Origin of the sequence: Blastopirellula marina, assembly GCF_002967715.1 — a bacterium.
Lineage (GTDB): Bacteria > Planctomycetota > Planctomycetia > Pirellulales > Pirellulaceae > Bremerella > Bremerella marina_B.
In genome coordinates, this window is sequence record NZ_PUIA01000074.1 from 22,656 (window position 1) to 42,700 (window position 20,045).

A 20,045-nucleotide genomic window follows, 5' to 3' on the forward strand; every position below is an offset into this window, starting at 1 on the left:
ACTATTCTCTCCTCAACCGTCGATATTAGTACCATGCGAATGAGAACGATTTCAACTTACGTGCTCGGCATTGTGATTGCCGCGTGGCATTTATCTGCCTATGCCGAAACGTTCGACGCGATCCAGCCTCGCACCTGTAAGCCAGGTCAAATCACCAGCTTGGCCATTCACGGAAAAGATCTTTCCGATACGATTCGACTGGCATTCAGTACGCCTGGCATCACGTGGAAAGTGGAGAAGATCGAGCCCACCCAAGCGACCGTAGCGGTAAACGTGCCAGCCGATCATCCACTAGGCACTGTACATCTTTGGATAGCTGGCAAGACCGGGACGGCTCAAGTTCGCACCCTATTGATTGATGGATTGGAAGCGGTAGTCGACAACGGGAAGAATCATTCCCTCGATTCCGCTCAGGATATCTCTTTGTTATCTTCGGTCGAAGGAACCTGCGATCCATCGCTGAGTGATTTCTTTCGCTTGCATGTCGCCGCAGGGCAGCGAGTTGCCATTGAAGTTCATACGCAGGTGTTACACTCGGCAATGGATCCGGTGTGCCGCTTGTTGGATGAAACGGGACAGCCCCTTGTTCAAGCGGATGATTCTGAAGTGGGCCCTGATGTTCGCTTCAGTTATTTGTTTCCGAAAGAGGGCAATTATTGGATCGAAGTCCACGACAATCGTAATGCGGCCGGGGGCGCGCCCTACCAATTGCGTGTCGGCGATTTTCCCATCGTTAGTCAAAGCTTTCCGCTGGCGGTCCAAGCAGGTCAGAAGGCCGAAGTCTCCTTCTTGGGGCCAGACGCGAGTGGGCTACCGGCACGTGCAGTCGAGATTCCGTCTGGTGCGCCTGAGATGGTAGCGATTCAGGCTCAGGCCGCCGACGGCAAATCCGCGACATGGGTTCCGCTGCTTTGCAGCAAGTATCCCCAGGTCACCGAATCCGCGTCTATGCCAATATCTGCGCCTCCCATTGGTATTAGCGGTCGCTTGAATGAGCCGAAAGAAATTGATACGTATCCGATCCAGGGAGTCAAAGGACAAACGGTTCGATTCACTGCAAGAACCCGGAGTCTGAAAAGTCCTACCTTGCTTCAGATGCACTTGCTTAATGCGGCTGGTGGTAAAATTGCCGAAACGAAGGTTACCGACAGCGACGAATGGAGCATGGACGTAACTTTCCCGGAAGATGGCGAGTATCGTTTGGAGGTGTCCGACCTGCTGAAACGTGGGGGCGAAGCGTTTGGCTATTGGGTCGAAGTCGTACCAGCGGGAACTTTTACAGTATCGCTCAAAGGCGATGCCAAAACGCGCGAACAGTTTGCTATTGAGCTAAACAGCGGTGCCTGTGCGATTGACCTCGATGTCGCTCGCTTTGGTTTCGATGGTGAGATTGACCTCTCCTTGGCGCATCCCGATCGTGGCATTCGATTGGTCAATTCACGGATCCCAGCGCAAGCGAAGGCTGGGCGTGTGTACCTAGTGGCCAGTGAGAACTGGAAGCTGGAGCAGTTAGAGTCCATGAAGCTTATCGCCACGGCCGTCGGGGATCCGAGTAAGTCGTGCCTGGTGAGCAGCCACTCGATACATCGCGCAAAAGAACCCTTTATTTTGACGCCAAGTCCTCAGTTGGACGGTGTTTTGGTACTTTCGGCTAGTTCTAAAAGTGACGCTCCGTTTGCGATGGAAACAGCCGGACCGATTTCGTTTGCTCGTCCGGTTCGTTCTCATACGGCCCAGGTGAACCTCAAGCGAGTGCAAGCCGAGTTTAAAGCAGGCGTCGAAGTTCTTGCTGAGACGCTTCCGACTGGCTGGGGGACAAAAGCGAAAGCGGACAAAGATTCCTACACTCTGACGCTCAGTCGAAATGATCAGGCAACCGGCGAGCCCGATCAACTCACCCTGCAAGCGTATGGCGAACATAAGGGGGTAGGGCGTCTAGAGTCGTTTAACGTGCCGATTCGTTGGTTCGATCCGCTTGGTATCAAGCTGGCTTTCGAGGAACCAATTGTTCGTGGTGGTTCTGTACTTGTTCATGCCACTTTGATTCGCGAAGGAGGTGACCCTCAGCCAGCGACCTTGACTTTGACGGATTTACCCCCGGGAATAACCGGTCCTGAATCGATCACCGTTTCAGGTGATCAATCTGCGTTTGATTTTGAGCTCAAGATTGGTGGCGACGTTTCACTTGACATATCACATGGCCTGACAATTCAAGCCGTCAGTAAGTTTCAAGGGCAGGATTTCAAGGTGATTTCGACGCACGAGATGCCTAAACTAATCGAAAGCCCAAAACAGCTGGCAGTCTATCCCGTAGCGATCGAGCTCAACGATTCCACCGGACGCCAGCAAATAGTGGTCACCGGTAAAGATGAAAATGATCAGGCGCGCGATTGGACGCGGCATGCGCGGATTGTCTCGTCGCGACCTGAAGTCGCCGAGGTACGTGAAGGGGTGATTTATCCGCTCACGGACGGAGAAGCGGAGATCAGCATCGATGTAGGAGGTTCGCACCAGGTGATCCCCGTAAAGGTATCGCAGATGTCGACGCGTCGTCCGGTTCAGTTCGAGTCGGAAGTGCTGGTGGCCTTGTCGAAGCAGGGATGCAATTCAGGGGCCTGTCATGGATCACCAAGCGGTAAAGGAGGCTTTCGGCTGTCCTTAAGGGCGTTTGATTTGAAGCTCGACGAACTTACGCTGATTCATGAGGATTTCGGTCGTCGCGTCAATTTGATCGAACCTGAGAAGAGCCTGCTGCTGCTTAAGCCGCTAATGAAGGTAGCACATGGCGGCGGCAAGCAAATTCGAAAAGAGGACGAGGCTTATGTGATCTTACGAGACTGGATTGCTGGTGGTGCGGCACCGGATCCAGCGGGTACCCCCCGAGTAACCAAGATCGAGGTGTCACCAAGTGAGAAGCAAATTCGTTTGCTTGCCGATGGAAGCCAGCAACTGGCAGTTACAGCGCACTTCGCCGATGGCAAGACGCGTGACGTAACTCACCTGGCGGCGTATGAATCATCGAATACCGCAGTTGCCACTGTCGATGCATACGGACTGGTAACCCCACATGCCCGCGGTGAAGTCGTTGTGCTCGTGCGTCTATTGGAATACATCGAATCGGTTCCTTTGATGTTTGTCGAAAACCAGTCAAAGTTTCAATGGGCAGCGCCGTCACCTTCCAATTACATCGATCAACTGGTAAACGAAAAGCTGCAACAGCTTCAGTACCTACCGGCGGACACCTGTACCGATGCTGAATTCATTCGCCGAATTCACCTCGATTTGCTTGGTGTGTTGCCCACTGTGGAGCAGACGTCGACATTTTTGGCCGACAATTCTTCCGATAAGCGATCAAAGTTGATCGATACCCTTCTCGAACGCGACGAGTATGCCAAATTCTGGGCGCTCAAGTGGGGGGATCTATTAAAAATGACCAGCAAAGAGGTCGGCGATGAAGGGGTATATAAATATCATCGGTGGGTCGAAGAAACCCTTCGCAGCAACATGCCATACGACGAATTCGCCGCTGAACTGCTGACCGGATCAGGCAGCACCTTGGCGAATCCACCGGCGAATTTCTATCGTACCGCTGCCGATATGAACGAGTGCGTGGAAACGATATCCCAGGTATTCCTTGGTGCTCGTCTACAATGTGCAAAATGCCACAATCATCCCTTCGAGAGGTGGACGCAAGACAACTACTACGGGCTGGGAGCTTTCTTCAATCGCATTCAACACCGCAAGACCGACCGACCAGGTGAGATGTTTATCTACACATCCTATTCCGGAGAAGTCACGCAGCCACGAACTGGACAAGTGATGGCTCCCTGGCTACCGCAAGTGGGAAGTATTGACCGAGCGGCGGACGCCGACCAACGAATTGCGTTTGCCGAGTGGCTAATCAAGCCAGAGAATCCCTACTTCGCCCGAATCGAAGCAAACAGGATTTGGAGCCAGTTATTTGCCCGGGGAATTGTCGATCCTATCGATGACTTTCGCGATTCCAATCCGCCGGCGAATGGCCCACTGTTGGACGCGTTGACGAAGGACTTCGTCGAAAGCGGTTTCGACCGAAAACATCTGCTACGTTCGATTCTGAACAGCCGCACTTATCAAGCGAGTCACGTAACCAATGAGATGAACCGGGATGATACAACTTACTTCTCTCATCAGGAACCTCGCATGTTAGGTGCCGAGCAACTGCTGGACGCCATCAATCATACGCTGAACTTGAATCAGAAGCTGGGAAGCCTGCCAGCCGGTACACTGGCGACTCAGATGCCAGCACCGGATGTTGCCAAAGTCGACTTCTTGAAGGTATTTGGGCAGCCTGAGCGCAGCACGGTATGTGCTTGTGAACGATCAAGCGATTCTAATCTTGGTATGGCGATCGAATTGTTCAACGGACCGTTGATTCACGAAAAGCTGCGTGCTGAGAACAATCGATTCCGAAAGAGTGTGTCCGAAGGGAAAAGCACCGAGGAGGCAATCAAAGAACTGTACCTCGCCGCCGTCTGCCGCCCTCCATCCGATATTGAATTGAAGGCGGCCCTGGATCACTGCTCAAAGGCGGCCGATCCCGTTGCTGGTATCGAGGATGTGTGTTGGGCACTCTTCAACACGGACGAGTTCTTATTTCAGCACTAAACGAATTTCTCCTAACTGGTGATCTCTTTGACGGTAAACGAGAGATTCGGAAAGAAACCCATGAGTTGTTACACATACTTTTCAATTGTCGCTTTGACCGTCATGAGTGCGACGGCGCACGGTGCCGATTCGCCGGTTAGTTTCCGTAGCGACATTGCTCCTATATTGCAGGATAGTTGCCTAGCATGTCATGGAGCCAAGAAGGCGGAAGGTGGGTACCGCGTCGATAGCTATGAAGAGTTGCTTAAGGCCGGCGATTCGGGCGAGGTCCCTGTTGCTGCGAATCCGAACGACCCAGGCGAGTTGGTTCGGCGGATTATATGTGAAGACGAATCCGAGCGGATGCCTGCCGAAAGCGAACCGCTCTCCGCTGAAGATGTAGCACTCTTCCAAAAGTGGGTAGCTGAGGGAGCCAAGTTCGATGGGGAAAACCCCGGCCAGGAACTTGCCCTTGTGATTCCACCACCCACTTATCCTGCTCCTCCAGAGCATTACGCTCATCCCGTGCCGCTTACCGCGGTGGCGTTCTCGCCCGACGGAAAAGCGGTGATCTCTGGCGGCTATCATGAACTGATTATTTGGAATGTCGAGAACGGCACTCTCGTCAAAAGAATTCCAAACGTTGGACAACGTGTGTTCGCTTTGAGCTTTTCCCCTGATGCGAAGACCTTAGCGGTTGGTTGTGGCGAGCCTGGGAGAAGCGGCGAGGTGCGACTGATCGACTTTGTGACAGGTGAAGTCAAAGCGGTTGTCGCAAGAACTGGCGACGTAGTATTGGATATCGCTTTTCGCCCAGGCACATCGGAACTTGCTGTCGCTTCGGCGGATAGTTCGATACGCATCGTTGATATTCAAACGCTGAAGGAAATCCGCACGATCGCCAGTCACGCCGATTGGGTGACATCGGTCACCTGGAGTGACGATGGCAAGTTGCTCGCGTCAAGTAGTCTCGATAAGTCGGCCAAGGTCTACGATGGCAGTTCCGGTGACCTAATTTCCAGCTATCTAGGGCATAAAGAAAGCGTTCGCGGTTTGAGCATTTTACCGGGCAACACTCAAATTGTTTCGGTTGGGGCCGACAAGAAGTTGCACCGATGGAATATATCCGACAATAAGAAGGTCGCCGAGGTGGGGCTTGGAAGCGATGGCAGCAAGATCATACGCCAAGGGGATATTGTTCTTGTACCGTGTGCTGATATGCGTCTCGTGTCGATCGATCTAAAGAGCAATAAAGTTGCCCAGGAGTTCAAAGGAAACGCCGACTGGGTCTTATCGACGGCGTGGTTGTCTGGTGTCAGTGAGCCGGCAAATCAGATGGTGGCCAGTGGCTCATTTGATGGTGAACTGAAACTATGGAAAGCCTCTGACGCGTCACTTGTGCGCGGTTGGACCGCCAAGCCATAGATTCAGTTAACAAGCTAAAACAACTGCTCGATTGCGTGTCCCTCTTCGAGCAAGTTGTAAGGTCGTCCCTGTTGATCGTTCGCTTGTAGAGTGTCGATGCCAGTTGCGAAATAGACAGTCTTGGCGATATCTGCGGGTGTCAAAGGATGTTCAGCTGGAAATTCGCCCAGTTTATCACTTGATCCAAACGCGTGCCCTCCTTGAATCCCTCCCCCAGCCATCAATACGCTTTGGCAATGTGTCCAGTGATCTCGCCCGGCTCCTTTGACGCCACCGGAACGCGGGTCGCCAATTTTCGGTGTGCGTCCCATTTCGCTATTGACGATTAGTAGGGTCTGGTCCAACAGGTTTCGTTGTTCCAGGTCTTCGATCAAAGCAGAGAACGCCTGATCGAACTCAGGTAGTAGGTTTTGCTTTAAACAGTCGAAATTGTTTCCGTGTGTATCCCATCCGCCCCCACTGCGGCACTTGTTTTTAATCGCTTCGTTTTCTTTCCAGAACACAGTGATGAACGGGATGCCCGCCTCAACCATCCGTCGAGCTAATAGTAGGCTTGTCGAATTAACAGTCGGGCCATAGCGTGCGCGAATCGACTCCGGTTCGCTCTCGACGTCGAACATCTTACTGGTCTGAGAAGAGAGTAGCAGGTCGAGGGTACGCTTCTGATGGCGTTTCCAGATTCGTTCAACCGGGGAATGCTCGAACTCGCTTCTAGCGACGTCCAAAGTTTGCAGCAACTCTTGCCGCGACTGTAATTGTGCTGGCGTCACGTCACCCGCCAACATTAATGAAGGGACTTGGAATTTTAGTGGTTCCTGGACGCTACCGTTGACATAAAGCGGATCGAATTCAACACCGAGTCGCGCAGCAAATTGGCCTGGGCGTGTGTACGGCAATCTGCTCGGTTTGTGAGGTAAGGTGATGGCACTCGGCAACCCATTCGGGCTCGTTCGCCGTGAGGCAACAACGGATCCCATGAATGGCCAGTCATCGGCATACGGGCGGCGATCGTTGCCAAGCGTCTTGAACGTTACGTCCGGTACGTGCCCGGTTAAATTGTAATAGTAGCCGGCGTGATGATCGTTTGTATTGACCGTTCCACACACCGAACGAATCACGGCCAAGTGATGTGCCTGTTTGGCCAGTTGCGGAAGATGTTCAGAAATCTGCATTCCGGGGGCCGACGTTGAAATGGGCTTGAATGGTCCTCGATATTCGGCGGGAGCCTGCGGTTTCAAATCCCATGTGTCGATATGCGAGGCACCCCCACATAGGAAAAAGAGAATCACCGACTTGGCTTTCCCGCCGCCGCGATTCTGTGTCGCGCGCGAAAGTTGATCACTTGCCGTAACCCTACCAGGCATGCCAAAGTGTAAGCCAGCCAGACCGGTTGCTGAGGCCACGAGAAATGCCCGGCGGTCTGTGTGGTAAGTGGTTCGAGTCATTTTGTATTTGCCTTAGAGAATCGCCGAAATCGGTTTCCCGGTCGAAATAGCCAAGGGGCGTCCGAAGGGATCTTTGATGGTGGCTTCTGGAGAGATGCCGAGGCAATGGTATACGGTGGCAGTTAGGTCCTGAGGTTCAACCCGTCCGTCCAGAGGATATCCCGCTTGTCGGTCCGACTGGCCATGAATGACTCCTCCGCGAATCCCTCCCCCTGAGAGTGCTACCGAGAAGCAATGCCCCCAATGGTCGCGCCCGCCACGTGCGTTGATTTTGGGTGATCGGCCGAATTCCCCCATCCAGACGACCAACGTATCTTCCAACATTCCGCGCTGATCTAAATCTTCCAGGAGTGCGGAATAGGCCTGATCCATCGGAGGCATGAGCGCCTTCTTCAATCGCTCAGCGTTGTTGGCATGAGTATCCCAGGCCGGGGTGATATTCTCGTCGTCCTCCCAACGAGTCCAATTCACCTGAACCAATGACACGCCTTTTTCGACTAATCGTCGTGCTAGTAACACGCTCTGGCCAAAGCGATTGCGTCCGTAGCGATCGCGCACGTTAGATGGTTCTTGTTCGATGGCGAACGCAGCCTGAGTTTCCTTGGTCCGAAGCAGGTCCATCGCTTTTGCTTGCCAATTTGACCAACGCTTTACCGGGGCGCTTTCAACTGCTCGAAAGTGGTCGTTCATCAAATCGCGCAGGGCGTTCCTACGAGAGAAGCGTTCTGGTGAAATCTCGACAGGAAGCCCGATATCAGGCACGCGAAAATCCGCTTTGTTGGGATCGCAGGTAATCAACCAAGGGTCGGCATGATCTCCGAGCCACCCCGCATCTTGACCAGGCCACACGATGTGCCCAGTGTTCCATATCTCTTCGGGCAGGCGAACGGCACCGGGCAGGCTGGTTCGATCCCCTTTTAAATGCCTCACGATTGCCGGCAACGATGGCCAGTTGTTCGGAGCACCAGGCAGGGCATTCTCTTGGCCTTTGGGAGAATGGGGACGACCGGTCAGCATCCAGTAACCGCTGGAAGAGTGGGCGTTATCGTTTGTCGACATGGCCCGTAAAACAGCGATTTTGTCAGTCAACTTGGCCGTCTGTGGCATGAGCTCGCCGACATGGTACCCCGGCGTTGCCGTGGCAATGGATCCGAACTCCCCGCGAATTTCCTTGGGAGCCTCAGGCTTAGGATCCCAAGTTTCAAGCTGAGGTGGTCCCCCCAGCATGAACAGCACGATACATCGTTTTGCTTTGCCGAACGAGTGTAAGCTGGGAATTGTTGAGGATTCGGCTGCCTGTAACTTCGAAAGTTGGTCGACCGAAAGAGCAAATGCCCCTAGGCCACCCAGACGGAGCCATTCACGTCGCGAGACTCCGTTGCAGAGCCTGGTTTGTTTTCCCAGAAAGGAAAGCATGGGGAGCATTTCCTGGTAAACATGATTTGGAAAAGGAAGGAGCCAATATCTTAGCGATATTGTGAAGCTAAGTACACCGAAATCGTGCAGGGAAAGTGAAGTGGCGTTCTGTTCCGCATCAATTGGACGTTTGGCCTAACGCCCAAGTCTCAGAGCGAAGAGCAGGCGAACCGTCAGAATATGTTGGCTGACCATCTAGCCCAACACGACGTCAGGCCTTGCGATAGTCCGCTGGCGTTGTGCCCGTGTACTCTCGAAAAGCACGAATAAAACCTTAAAACCGCGTCGGCACCAATCTGCTATACATGAGCGGCCAGGAACCTTGCTTCCGCAATGCTGCTATGCCCGAATTGAATGAAGACCGGAATTCTCCCTACAGCCGCCTGCACATAAGCTTCGGCTACTTCACAACGCTCACGAGCATCAATTTGATCACTATTGTCCGTATGAAGCTAAAGCCGCTCTGAACAATTCATTTCGTAATGAAGCAGCAGAGTATCATGAGAAAGCTTGCTGTATTCGTTCTATGTCGTGGTAAAAAGCCCTTTGCGATGCGAACCGGCGACGATATCGAGCAGTTCCTGTGTGATTCTTTCACGATGGTTGCTGGCTAGTTGACGGCGAACCGTCTCTGTCGTGTCTTTGAGCCATTTGTTGGCAGATTCGGCGGCAAACAGACGCATACCATGTTCGGAAGCAAGGGCATCTAAGAGAAGTTCGTAGAGGATCGTGTAAAGGTATTCGCGTGTAGCCACATGCCGCAGATGTTGCTGTGTTTGGTAATGGGTAGGCCCAGGCAGTGGACTGGATGAGGAAAGCTTGGGAGGAAGTATTTGGTTGAGTTCCGGAGAGAACCTTCCCGCTCCATGAAATTGAGCGGATATGACAAAGATTTGTCCGATCTGCCGAGAATGGAAATCATCTAACGCGTTCTGGGCAACTTCCAGAAGAACATTTGGGGCACCGTCGACGCTGGTCGGGGCATGATACCAGTGCTTGGGGCTCAGGCTATATCTCTTGAGTAAACCCATCGGCCTTCGACCGATACAGTACAGCATGTATTTCTGTTGCCCAGAGAGGATTTCGGCGGCGTACTCGATGAGACGCAAGTTATAGTCACCGCATAGTCCTAGATCGGAGACGATAAGTACGATGCCCGGTGGAAGGTCGATATCCGTCCGCCTCCCGCCACCTGCCGCAGCAAGCGCAGCTTCCACCTCGGCACGATAGGACTGTATCGCAGGTAAGGCTTGTCGACTCTCGCGAAAGTGATGAGCCGAGAAAGATCGCATCGCGGAGATCGCATCGTCTAGTGCGCCTAGCGTGTGGAGCCTTTGCTGCAGATAGCGTTCTCGGTTCACTGACCATTATCCTTTCGATACGACGGACGAATTCGGTCGGCTACAGCGGATGCCATAGGCATCCAATCGTGCTCGGATGATTTTTCCGAAGAAATCGTATCGGCCAGTCCTTCCCGCTCAGAGCGAACCATCGCGCTTAGCTGCTCGATAAAACGTTTGGTATCTTTGAGGGGTACGTCTGTTAGCCAGTCTTTCATAATGGCCGTTAGGGCAATAATCTGCTCTAGTTGATCACGAGGCTGTAGACGCCCCTGGCGAAGCAGTTCGCGTAGCTGGCGACCGCGTTCCAACGTGTGTTGCATGCCCAAGTCCATCTCAAGACCCATGCGGCTCAGCGACTCCAGGGATTCGCAGCGGGATAACAATATCTTCAGATTCTTGGCCGCTTTTCGCATGCCAGGACTTTGTGCGACGCTACCGATACGAGATACACTGCGACCCACGTCGATAGCAGGCCGTTGGTTACGCTCAAAGCGTACTGAATCGAGATAGATTTGACCGTCGGTAATGGAAATCAGATTGGTTGGAATATAGGAAGAAATGTCACCATCGGTAGTTTCGATAAGAGGAAGTGCGGTAACGGATCCGCCCCCTTTTTGCTCACAGACCGCACAGGCGCGCTCTAAGAGTTCGGCGTGGATGTAAAAGATGTCTCCAGGGAACGCTTCCCGGCCAGGAGGTCGTCCTAAGAGTAGTGCGATCTCGCGGTAGGCATCTGCGTGTTTTGTCAGGTCATCATAGACGACGAGGGCATGCTGTCCTGACTCTCGAAACGACTCCGCGAGACTCGCCCCTGCGTAGGGTGCCAAATATTGCATGCCAGGCGTAGATGAAGCATCTGCTGTAATGATGGCCGTATTGCCCAGGCAGCCAGCCTTTTCCAGAGTTGTCCTGAGGGAAATTACCCGCGACATTGGTTGGCCAACAATGACATAGACGCACGCGACATCTCCTGGTTTTTGCGCTGCGACAATATCTATTGCGAGAGAGGTTTTCCCGACGTTTCGATCCCCGATAATCAACTCCCGTTGCCCTCGCCCGATGGAGATGGCCGCATCGATGGCCATCACACCAGTCCACAATGATTGGTCGACAGATCGGCGATCGACGATCTCGGGGGCTGGCTGAAAAAGTGGACGACTTGAATGAGAGGATAGCCGGGGACCTTCGTCGAGAGCATTGCCAAGCGGGTCGATAATTCGCCCAAGAGCGGACTTTCCGACAGGTATATCCGGCAGGCGATGCTCGCCGCGGACCCCTTCTCCCTGCCGTACCAATTCCGTGCCGGATAGAAGAATTACACCGGTACTAGTCTCCGCTAAGTCATAGGCCATACCCAATGCGCCTGAATCGAATCGCAATAATTCTTCGTAGCCAACATCTCCCAAGCCAACAACCTGAGCTACCCCGTCTCCTACCTGTTGGACGTATCCTCGTAGACGAATTCCAGCAGCTAGATCCAATTTATCGGCCGCAGTTTCAAGCTGCCTCTGCAGAGGTTGTGCGTCATTCATGCTATCGAGTGTCCCGGCGATTGGCTCACCTCATCTAATAGTTCCTGCTTGGCGTAGCGCGATAATCCCGCAATGGAAGCGTCGACCAGGCCTTGGGCCGTTGAGATACGCAAGCCACCGATCAACTCAGGCAGTACACGAAACGATACAGATTTAGCAGGTTGCTTGAGGGCCACACAAATGCGTTCCTTCGCAGCCGAATCTAGTTCAACCGCTGATTCGACCGAAACAGGGGAGAGTGTTTCGGCCGAAAGGGCTTCCAGCTGACGCACCGTAGCCCCCATGAGCGCCGATTCTAGTTCTGGTCCATCGATGTCTTGCAGAAGACGGCTGATAATGGCGGTCGTCTTTTCAACAATAAATTGGGACAATCGACTGGCATTTGCCTGCTCAATATGAATTGCTTTGAGCTTAAGAAGATCCAGTTCTTTGTTGGCTTCGGCGCGCGCTTTAGCAAGGATCTGCTCACGCTCTTGAGTGGCAGAGGCTGTGGCCGCGAGTCGCATTTTCTCGATCTCTTCGATAACCGTTTGTTTCTGCTGGTTAAGATCGCGTTCTATGCTCTCCGCTTGCGAGAGTTTTGCTTTCGACTGTTCTTCAAGTCGTCGTGTCTCGTCTCGCTCCTTTTCAATTGCATTACGAACTGGTTTAAAGAAAAACCAGCCGAGCAGTCCCGCCAACATCAGAAAGTTGACAATTTCGAACGCGAAAGTCCAAAGGCTATCACCCATGGTGCTTGCTAACCTGCTGTAAATGGGTTGGCGAATATCAAGATCAGTGCGATGACGAGGCAAAAAATGGCTGTCGATTCAACCATAGCTAGGCTCACGAACAGGGTACGTGTGATCGAGGCCGATTCGTCTGGCTGACGGGCCAACGCGTCCATCGCTGCGGCCGCGATTTTGCTTTCGCCAATTGCCGCGCCAACAGCCCCGAATGCCATGGTGATGCCGGCAGCAATAATAGAGGCCATTTGAATCACTGTTTGGTCGGTCATGCGTTCTCCTCAGGGCCGATTGCGGCTCCAATGAATAGAGTAGAAAGGATTGCAAAAATGTATGCCTGTAGCATTCCGATAAGCAGGTCCAAAGCCATAAATGGCATGGGAACCAAGACCCCTGCGAGGGCTACCAACAGGCCAACGACAAGATGTCCAGACATCACGTTACCGAATAGACGCATCGCCAGGGCCACGGTTCGAGAAATCTCGGAGACCATGTGCAGCGGGAAGAGAAGGGGGTTAGGGGAGAAGTAGTGCTTGAGATAACCACCCACTCCTCGCGCCCGAACTCCAGCGAGAGGTACGGTGAGGAATACTACAATAGCCAACGCGGAAGTTGTCGCGAGGCTCGCCGTTGCCGGATGAACCCCCGGAAGCTGGCCTGAAATGTTGCAAGCGGCAATAAACAAGAACAAGCTGCCTGCCATGCCTGCGACGGCTGGATTCGATTTGCCCAGGATATCTTGAACCGACTGATCGATTCGTTGCACGATGATCCGCGCTAGTGTCGCCATCAATGAATCAGGACGGTTGGCAACTGCCCATCGCATCCATAAGGCAAAGAACACTAATAAAGCCGATACCGCCAATGAACTGAGCATGGTCTCGGTGATCGGAACGGGACCGATTTCAAACAGTCGCGGATCTCCGAAGACACGAACATTCATGGGGCCACCTCTTGCTGGAGATGATCCCTATCTTGAATTCGGGTTACGATACCCACGACAACGAAGAAACCAAGTCCCCAGCCGAATGCCAATGGGAAGATTCCTCCGAGGATCGCGGAGAAGAAAAAGCTGATTCCCACGGCGAATAGCCGAAGGATGCCAAGAAGCGGTGCATAGGGGCTAGTGTGAGAGGTCGCATTGCGAAGTCCCATGGCATGCACTGCCCCAAGGATAATTCCACTCAAAAACCATCCGCCGAAGATCCATGTCACTAGATTCTTCCTTTCAATGCTTGCCAGGCCGCAAAGCTGCCCAATATCGTACCAAGCGTAAGTAGCATCAACGTAAAGTGCACACCGGTGTTAAAACGCATGTCCAGATAATGCCCTGCCATTGCTCCGCCGACCGATGCCAACGCAATGGGCCAACCGACCATTCCCAGCACAGCCAGAGAATGCCAGAATGATCGGGCTCCGTGTTCTCGGCGACCATGGCGTGAAATATCCCGCTGGACCGCTGTACGCAGCTTACGACGGCGTCGGTCATGAAATGAATCATTCATACGCCTTTTCCATTCGGTTGTCCCCTCTTTTCGTCACTATCTTGTAATTCGCGTAGAATACTACGCTCAAGTCGACCAAGGGTTTCTCTCGCTTCTAGTTCGACACTGGGGCTATCAAGTGCTGCTTCTAACTGGCTAGCTACCGTCTCTAATTCTGAACCGTATACAGCAAGCGGTGTGAGGAAGTGTGCTTGCTTGCCATCGCAGCGAAGCAAACCACCGGCCGTTCCCGCATAGGTTGTTTGTCCGGATGACTTAACCAACACGAGGCCCGGTTCGACAGCCAAAACCAGCGGCTCCATCCGCGGACGAATCCCGACCTGGCCCGTTTCCGAGGCAACACGTAATGAATCGACGCGACCTTCGAAAATAATGGCACGAGGCGTTCGGATAATCAGATCTAGACGGGGATCATTCATGCCTTTGCTTCCTCCAAGGCACCAATCATGAATAAAGCGTCTTCTGGAAGTTGGTCACATTTTCCGTCGAGAATGGATGCGACACCCTCGACCGTGTCTTGTGGAGAAACGCGACGCCCCGGAGTGCCAGTGAACGATTCGGCCACAAAGAAAGGCTGCGTGAGAAAGTTTCTCAGGCGTCGAGCTCGGTTGACTAGCTGCCTGTCTTCAGGAGAGAGTTCTTCCATGCCAAGCATGGCGATCAAGTCGCGAAGTTCTTCAAATCGACCTAAGACGCGAAGCGCCTCTTGAGCCGTCTCGTAGTGTCGGGCACCGACGAGGGCTGGATCGAGTGCCTTTGAGGTAGATCGAAGTGGGTCGACTGCCGGAAACAGGCCTTCTGTGGCAACATCTCGTGAAAGTACTAATGCACTGTCAATGTGCCAAAATGTGTGGGTCACGGCAGGATCAGAATAGTCATCTGCCGGAACGTAAACGGCCTGTACCGACACCATCCCTGCGCTGCGTGTGGCCGTAATTCGCTCTTCCAAAGAGGCAATGTCAGCAGCGAGTGTCGGCTGATATCCAACGCGAGAAGGGAGCCGCCCCAGTAGTCCCGAGACTTCCATCCCGGCTTGAACGTGGCGATACACATTGTCGACAACGAACATCACATCCTTCTGACGCACATCGCGAAAAAACTCGGCAATGGAAAGGGCTGCTTGGCCGACCAGAAACCTTGCTCCGGGAGGCTCGTTCATCTGGCCGAAGACCATCACGGTGCGATCCATGAATCCGCGGCTGGCCAATTCTTGCCAAAGTTCGAACCCTTCTCGTGATCGTTCTCCGATGCCTGCGAAGACAGCGACACCGCGATAGCCTTCCACTGCATTGTGAATAAACTCAGTCAATACGATGGTCTTGCCAACACCCGCACCACCAAAGACGGCCACTCGCGACCCAGAAGTAAAGGGACAGAATAGGTCGATCACTTTAATGCCGGTCGCGTAAATGTCGCTGCCTGTCCTCCGCTCGGAGGAAGCCGGCGGTGGTCGGTGAAGCGGCCAGCGAGTCTCCGTTTCAATCGTGGCACCTCCATCCAGTGGAGATCCCTTCAAGTCAACCACTCGTCCCAGAAGGGCATCGCCAACAAGCACTTCGATGGGGCGACCGTCGCTTGTCACCTCCGATCCGCGGCACAAGCCGCGCGTCGAGTCAATGGAAATGACTCTTACCGCACCTTCCCCCAGATGGGAATGTACATAGGCCGTGATCACGGTATTCTGCGAGGCTTGGCAATGCAGGCCTGAGCCGATCGGCGGACACTGTCCGTCGAACTGTACATCCAAAACCGTTCCTCGAACGGCTGTGACGACACCACGAGCTATAACATCACCTGAATGTGGACTCATGTACGTATTATATGGGGAGAACCTGCTTGTGAAATCAAAGAATTATCGTTTTGTGTCTTGTCGAAATCATGACCTCAAGGAAGCTCATTCTCAGTACAAACTGCGGAGAAGCGCTGTTTAGCGTGTAGCCTCTGGACGCAGCGACTGCAGATAGGAAAGCAGGTCGGATAGTTGCTCCGCGGAAAGGGTTTTTTGGATGTCATTCGGCATGATAGATGTGTTGCTGGGACGGATCGCTTCAATGGATGCATTGGGCAGGGTGACGGATTTCTCCTGATCGATTCCTAAGCGTAGGTGGTCGGTGCCTTCGCCTAGGATGATACCGCTGTGAGTCTTGCCATCGGAAGTAGCAACCACATAAGGAGCAAACCCTCGAGCGAACGTTGCGTTTGGAAATAGAATCGATTCCAACAAGTCGCGACGAGAGCGACTTTGGCCGATGGTGCTCAGGTTGGGGCCTACCTGTCCTCCCTGATCAGCGATTTGATGGCATTTGCTGCATGTCGCCTGGGTTGAAAAAAAGACTTCGCGACCCCGTTGGGAATCACCGTTTGCGAGTTCGGATTCGATCTTGAGCAACGTCTCCTGCTGCGACTGGGAAAGTGGCTCTCCCATGGACGCGGCAGGAATCTCCAGCCACGGACTATCTGGCAGTTTCTCCGATAGCCGTAGTAATTCCGCCAAGGCCAGAGAGGCACCTTCACTTACGGTCTGGTCTTGGTCGAGGACTGCTTGACGAAGGAGATCACGTCGATCTCCCCGAATCAAGAAGAGAATTACCGCGTGTTGTAGGAGCGGATCACTCTTCGTTTGCGGAAGTGAGGCAAGAAGACTTTTTGTGAAGTCATCGCTGCGAATTCCCCAGTGACTGAGCGTTGCCAGGGCATTTCGCCGCTCGGCAGGCGATCCATCCAGTGCCATTATTAGCAGACGTGGTGCCAACTGCGCACGATCCTGGCCAGGCGGAAGGTCCAACAGTGCGCGAGCTACGGTTTGACGAATCCTTGGGCTCTCGGATTCCAACAGGTCCCCCAGTTGTCCTAATGACTCATTGGACTCCTGGCGACGAAGTTGCCATAGACGCTCGATTTCTTTCACTTCGTCCGTCTTGGTGGCGTCGTTGGTGTCCTGATGAGTTTGCGACCGGCGAATACGGTAGATTCCTCCTTGGATATGTGCTTTGGCAACACCAGATTGAGGACAACCGATGCGAAACCAGCCTCCTGTATCGATGACCAGCAGCGATCCGTCTGTTGCTTGAAGGACATCTGTCGGATGAAAATCTTTGTCCGAAGAAACGAGAAAGTCGTCGAGTTTCTCGACTTGGTAGGTGGTTTGATTAGGCTTCAAGCGTACTTGGACGATTCGGTTCGTATTGAATTGGGTGATAAAAAGCGATCCGTTTGTATCGGGGCCCCAGATGTTCCCTTGGAACCGACACAGTCCCGATACCGCCACATGACCGAAATTGTGGAGTTCTGGGAGTAGAGGCCCAGTCCGAACAAATTCGCGCCCTAGACTCTCCGCAAAGTCCTCGCGCGGATACACCCCGCCGTATTGCCAGTGAACCAGACAGTCACCTCGCGGCTGAGAGTACATCAAGTTAACAGTCCCCAGCATATCCCCTTCCGGGGTAAAGACGACTTCGACGGGGTTATCCATGCCTCCCGTTGCGAATGTCTGGACATCGCTTCCATCAGGAAGGCTTGAGAAAATTCGGGCGGCTTTACCTTGGCTGATGAGCTCTCCATCTGCATCGCGGATCTCGTGCCCATGGCGACCTTCACACCAGTAAATACGCCCCTCAGGGCCTAAAAAGGGGCCATGGACGTCCGCCGCATTGCCGGTATAACCAAAGTCTCCGACGATTTTCTTTCTAACGTCGGCTACACCATCGTCATCGGTATCTGTCAGCTTCCATATCGCGCCGCTAGATGCGACGTAAAGGGAACCGTCCAACCAAAGGCATCCCTGAGGAAAAGTCATTCGATCCGCGAAGGTCGTCGCTTTGTCAAAGATTCCGTCGCCATTCGTGTCTTCCAAGCGCCGAATGAAATTGGGTAGCCTCTTCTCCAATTCGGCTCGAGGAAGATTTTCGCCGGCACTGGCCGCAACATATAGCCTGCCTTGATCGTCGAAGTCTGCCATCATCGGGTGGCTTACCAGTGCAGATGATGCGGCCAATTCCACCGTGTAACCTTCTGGAAGCTGAAAGTCGCCAGGCTGAAACTCCTCTCCATAGGCAAACGCCATCGGCAGAGTGAAAACAACGGCAATTAAGAGATGCAAATACATGCGGAAGACTCCATAAGAATTGAGACTAGACTTCCCTGACAGCAACGGCCCGGCGAAGCAGATTATGCGTAATCTGCTGTACGCGTGCATCAGGTCCGTGCGGTCTGCTCCAGTGAGACCAGGGCAGCACATGCCCAGGCGGGCTACTCAACCCTTGGGCCCAAAATATAGTGGCCGCATTAAAGACGTAGTTCCCTTTGGGGCCAGGATAGATGGTCGCAGTCCACTGCTGTGGATTAACGCCCCCTTGCCAGGCAGTTCCGCCGGCAACTACCTCTAGTCCATCGATCTCGGGAGGATCGCCGTGGTACTCCCAACCGACCAGGCCAGGAATTGCTTCTCCTTGCTTGACTCCGGTACCGGCAAAGATCCAATGTTCAGGCTTGACAACGGTCCAATCACCTCCGCCATTCACGGGGCGGACGTTTCGAGCACCCATCAGCAGGCCTTCGTCTGGACCGCGATGAGGAAAAGGCCCATGGTCTTTATCGCGTGTCACCGCATGCGACTCGCCTCCACCGTAGGGACCTCCGCGGAAGATAATTCGGTTCGCTACGCCGTCGGTGCTCTCACGGAACGGGGTTACCCAGCACACACTATTGCCGGAAAGAAACAGTAAATTCACTCCTTCGTCTCGCAGTTTCTCTACGGAGTGAAACTGGCGGATATCCCAGTATTCGTCGTGCCCTACGCTGATGAACGCTTTGCATTTCAGACCGCGTTCTGGGGTTAGCATATCACTATTGGAACAGTAGGTGACATCGTAGCCGTTCTGTTCCAGCCAATATGCAAGCGGAAACTCGAAGGGGAGAAACTCACCAGAGCCGACGGTTCTCGGGTCGTCGACCACTCCATTGTGTTGAGCTTCGCGGGCATAGGGACGATCAAAGCTGACATCGGCCCATGGTCCCTGTACGCCGCGAGGGTGGGTGTAAATTGAATAGTTATTGGGCCATCGATTGTAGGCTTGCCAAGTGTTGTCGCTTACTTGAAAAAGAATATCGGCTGGTCGATTGTCTCGCACGACGAAGACGATGTGACTCTGCCAATAGGACTCGCCCGGCTGTGGAATGGTAGTAAGCCTGCCGACATAAACTCCACTTAACCAGTCTGCAGGAATGTCAATCGTCAGCGACGGCTTCCAGAGGCACTCGTGCAGGTTCTTTTCGCCTGGACTTGGTGTTGGCTGCTCGGTCGCTTCCAAGGGGCCGTACTTCTTAATTAGCCGGGCACCTTTGCCACCATAGTATCCCATCCTAAAGAGTTCGAGGGTAAACGTCCGTGACGGCTTGCAGGACACCATCACATCAATGGATTCGCCTGCCTCGACACTTTGCTTGGAGCAATACCCTTCTATCCAAGGAGAGCGGAATCCATCTCCGTCAACTCGTACCCGAGTAAGCTGCCAATCGTCGGCACCAGCCAAAGCATTCTCCTGCAGAATCAGCTTCGATGTGGTAGGGGCATCGGCGGCGTGAGCTTTCGAGGTAAGTATTGGCGCAGAACTCAGCATCGATGCGGATAGGGTGCTCTTCAAGAACACGCGACGCGGCACCTTGGAGGGACCTTCACTCATTGGAGCTTCCGATTCATAGGTGATTGAGGGGAAACCGTATCTTCATTCACGTAAACCAGCGCAGTGATCCACTGGTAGAGGCTGTTTGTGAATTGGAGATTCGATTGATGGATGGCAATCGCAAGATACATCCATTTGCGGGTGGGATATCCGACGAGTGGGGGTCTCGGCGAAATTGGGAGGGAATCTGATAACTGGTGATATCTGCTTAGTATACCGAATGCTACGCCCGTTCAAAATTCAAATTGTCCAAACAAAATAAAATGTGATTCGTCGATCAGAATGTCTCGTACGCTTGAAAATAATGAGAAAAACGAGAAGCGGGTGCCAGAATTCGCGGGCGTTTT

14 protein-coding genes are annotated in these 20,045 nt (G+C 53.3%); 2 read left to right on the top strand and 12 right to left on the bottom strand.

The window, feature by feature from the left end; translation table 11 throughout:
* Positions 1–39: 39 nt before the first annotated feature.
* Together C5Y96_RS22585 and C5Y96_RS22590 are read left to right on the top strand one after the other, a co-directional pair.
* A complete protein-coding gene (locus C5Y96_RS22585; protein WP_158261372.1) occupies positions 40–4,647 on the top strand; it encodes a DUF1549 domain-containing protein in 4,608 nt (1,535 codons plus the stop codon).
* A gap of 60 nt (positions 4,648–4,707) precedes the next feature.
* Positions 4,708–6,051 (top strand): c-type cytochrome domain-containing protein, encoded by a 1,344-nt coding sequence (locus tag C5Y96_RS22590; protein WP_105358170.1) that lies wholly within the window; start codon positions 4,708–4,710, stop codon positions 6,049–6,051.
* 14 nt (positions 6,052–6,065) lie between these two features.
* Here the strand turns inward: C5Y96_RS22590 and C5Y96_RS22595 are convergent, their stop codons facing one another.
* The 12 genes from C5Y96_RS22595 to C5Y96_RS22655 form a co-directional block, all read right to left on the bottom strand.
* Positions 6,066–7,496, bottom strand: coding sequence for a DUF1501 domain-containing protein (locus C5Y96_RS22595; RefSeq protein ID WP_105358171.1), 1,431 nt, complete (start codon positions 7,494–7,496; stop codon positions 6,066–6,068).
* Between the two features lie 12 nt (positions 7,497–7,508).
* Positions 7,509–8,912, bottom strand: a complete 1,404-nt coding sequence (locus C5Y96_RS22600) for a DUF1501 domain-containing protein (RefSeq protein ID WP_105358172.1) — start codon at positions 8,910–8,912, stop codon at positions 7,509–7,511.
* 524 nt (positions 8,913–9,436) lie between these two features.
* On the bottom strand, positions 9,437–10,273 hold the full coding sequence (locus C5Y96_RS22605) for a FoF1 ATP synthase subunit gamma (RefSeq protein WP_105358173.1): 837 nt from the start codon (positions 10,271–10,273) through the stop codon (positions 9,437–9,439).
* Entirely contained in the window at positions 10,270–11,787 is a 1,518-nt protein-coding gene (locus C5Y96_RS22610; RefSeq protein WP_105358175.1) for a F0F1 ATP synthase subunit alpha, read from the bottom strand. Before C5Y96_RS22610 ends, C5Y96_RS22605 begins: the two co-directional genes overlap by 4 nt.
* Positions 11,784–12,518, bottom strand: coding sequence for a F0F1 ATP synthase subunit delta (locus tag C5Y96_RS22615; RefSeq protein ID WP_105358177.1), 735 nt, complete (start codon positions 12,516–12,518; stop codon positions 11,784–11,786). The genes C5Y96_RS22610 and C5Y96_RS22615 overlap by 4 nt, the downstream gene beginning before the upstream one ends.
* Before the next feature lie 8 nt (positions 12,519–12,526).
* Positions 12,527–12,784: a F0F1 ATP synthase subunit C gene (locus C5Y96_RS22620; RefSeq protein ID WP_105358179.1), complete on the bottom strand. Its 258-nt coding sequence runs from the start codon at positions 12,782–12,784 to the stop codon at positions 12,527–12,529.
* A complete protein-coding gene (gene atpB / locus C5Y96_RS22625) occupies positions 12,781–13,455 on the bottom strand; it encodes a F0F1 ATP synthase subunit A (protein WP_105358181.1) in 675 nt (224 codons plus the stop codon). The genes C5Y96_RS22620 and atpB overlap by 4 nt, the downstream gene beginning before the upstream one ends.
* Positions 13,456–13,726: 271 nt before the next feature.
* Positions 13,727–14,017, bottom strand: coding sequence for an AtpZ/AtpI family protein (locus C5Y96_RS22635; RefSeq protein WP_105358186.1), 291 nt, complete (start codon positions 14,015–14,017; stop codon positions 13,727–13,729).
* Positions 14,014–14,436: a F0F1 ATP synthase subunit epsilon gene (locus C5Y96_RS22640; RefSeq protein WP_105358188.1), complete on the bottom strand. Its 423-nt coding sequence runs from the start codon at positions 14,434–14,436 to the stop codon at positions 14,014–14,016. Before C5Y96_RS22640 ends, C5Y96_RS22635 begins: the two co-directional genes overlap by 4 nt.
* Complete coding sequence (gene atpD / locus C5Y96_RS22645; protein ID WP_199188779.1) at positions 14,433–15,803, bottom strand: F0F1 ATP synthase subunit beta; 1,371 nt, start codon at positions 15,801–15,803, stop codon at positions 14,433–14,435. The genes C5Y96_RS22640 and atpD overlap by 4 nt, the downstream gene beginning before the upstream one ends.
* A gap of 141 nt (positions 15,804–15,944) precedes the next feature.
* Positions 15,945–18,122 (bottom strand): PVC-type heme-binding CxxCH protein, encoded by a 2,178-nt coding sequence (locus tag C5Y96_RS22650; RefSeq protein ID WP_158261373.1) that lies wholly within the window; start codon positions 18,120–18,122, stop codon positions 15,945–15,947.
* A 25-nt stretch (positions 18,123–18,147) separates the two neighbouring features.
* Entirely contained in the window at positions 18,148–19,698 is a 1,551-nt protein-coding gene (locus tag C5Y96_RS22655; RefSeq protein ID WP_105358195.1) for a N,N-dimethylformamidase beta subunit family domain-containing protein, read from the bottom strand.
* Between the last annotated feature and the right edge of the window lie 347 nt (positions 19,699–20,045).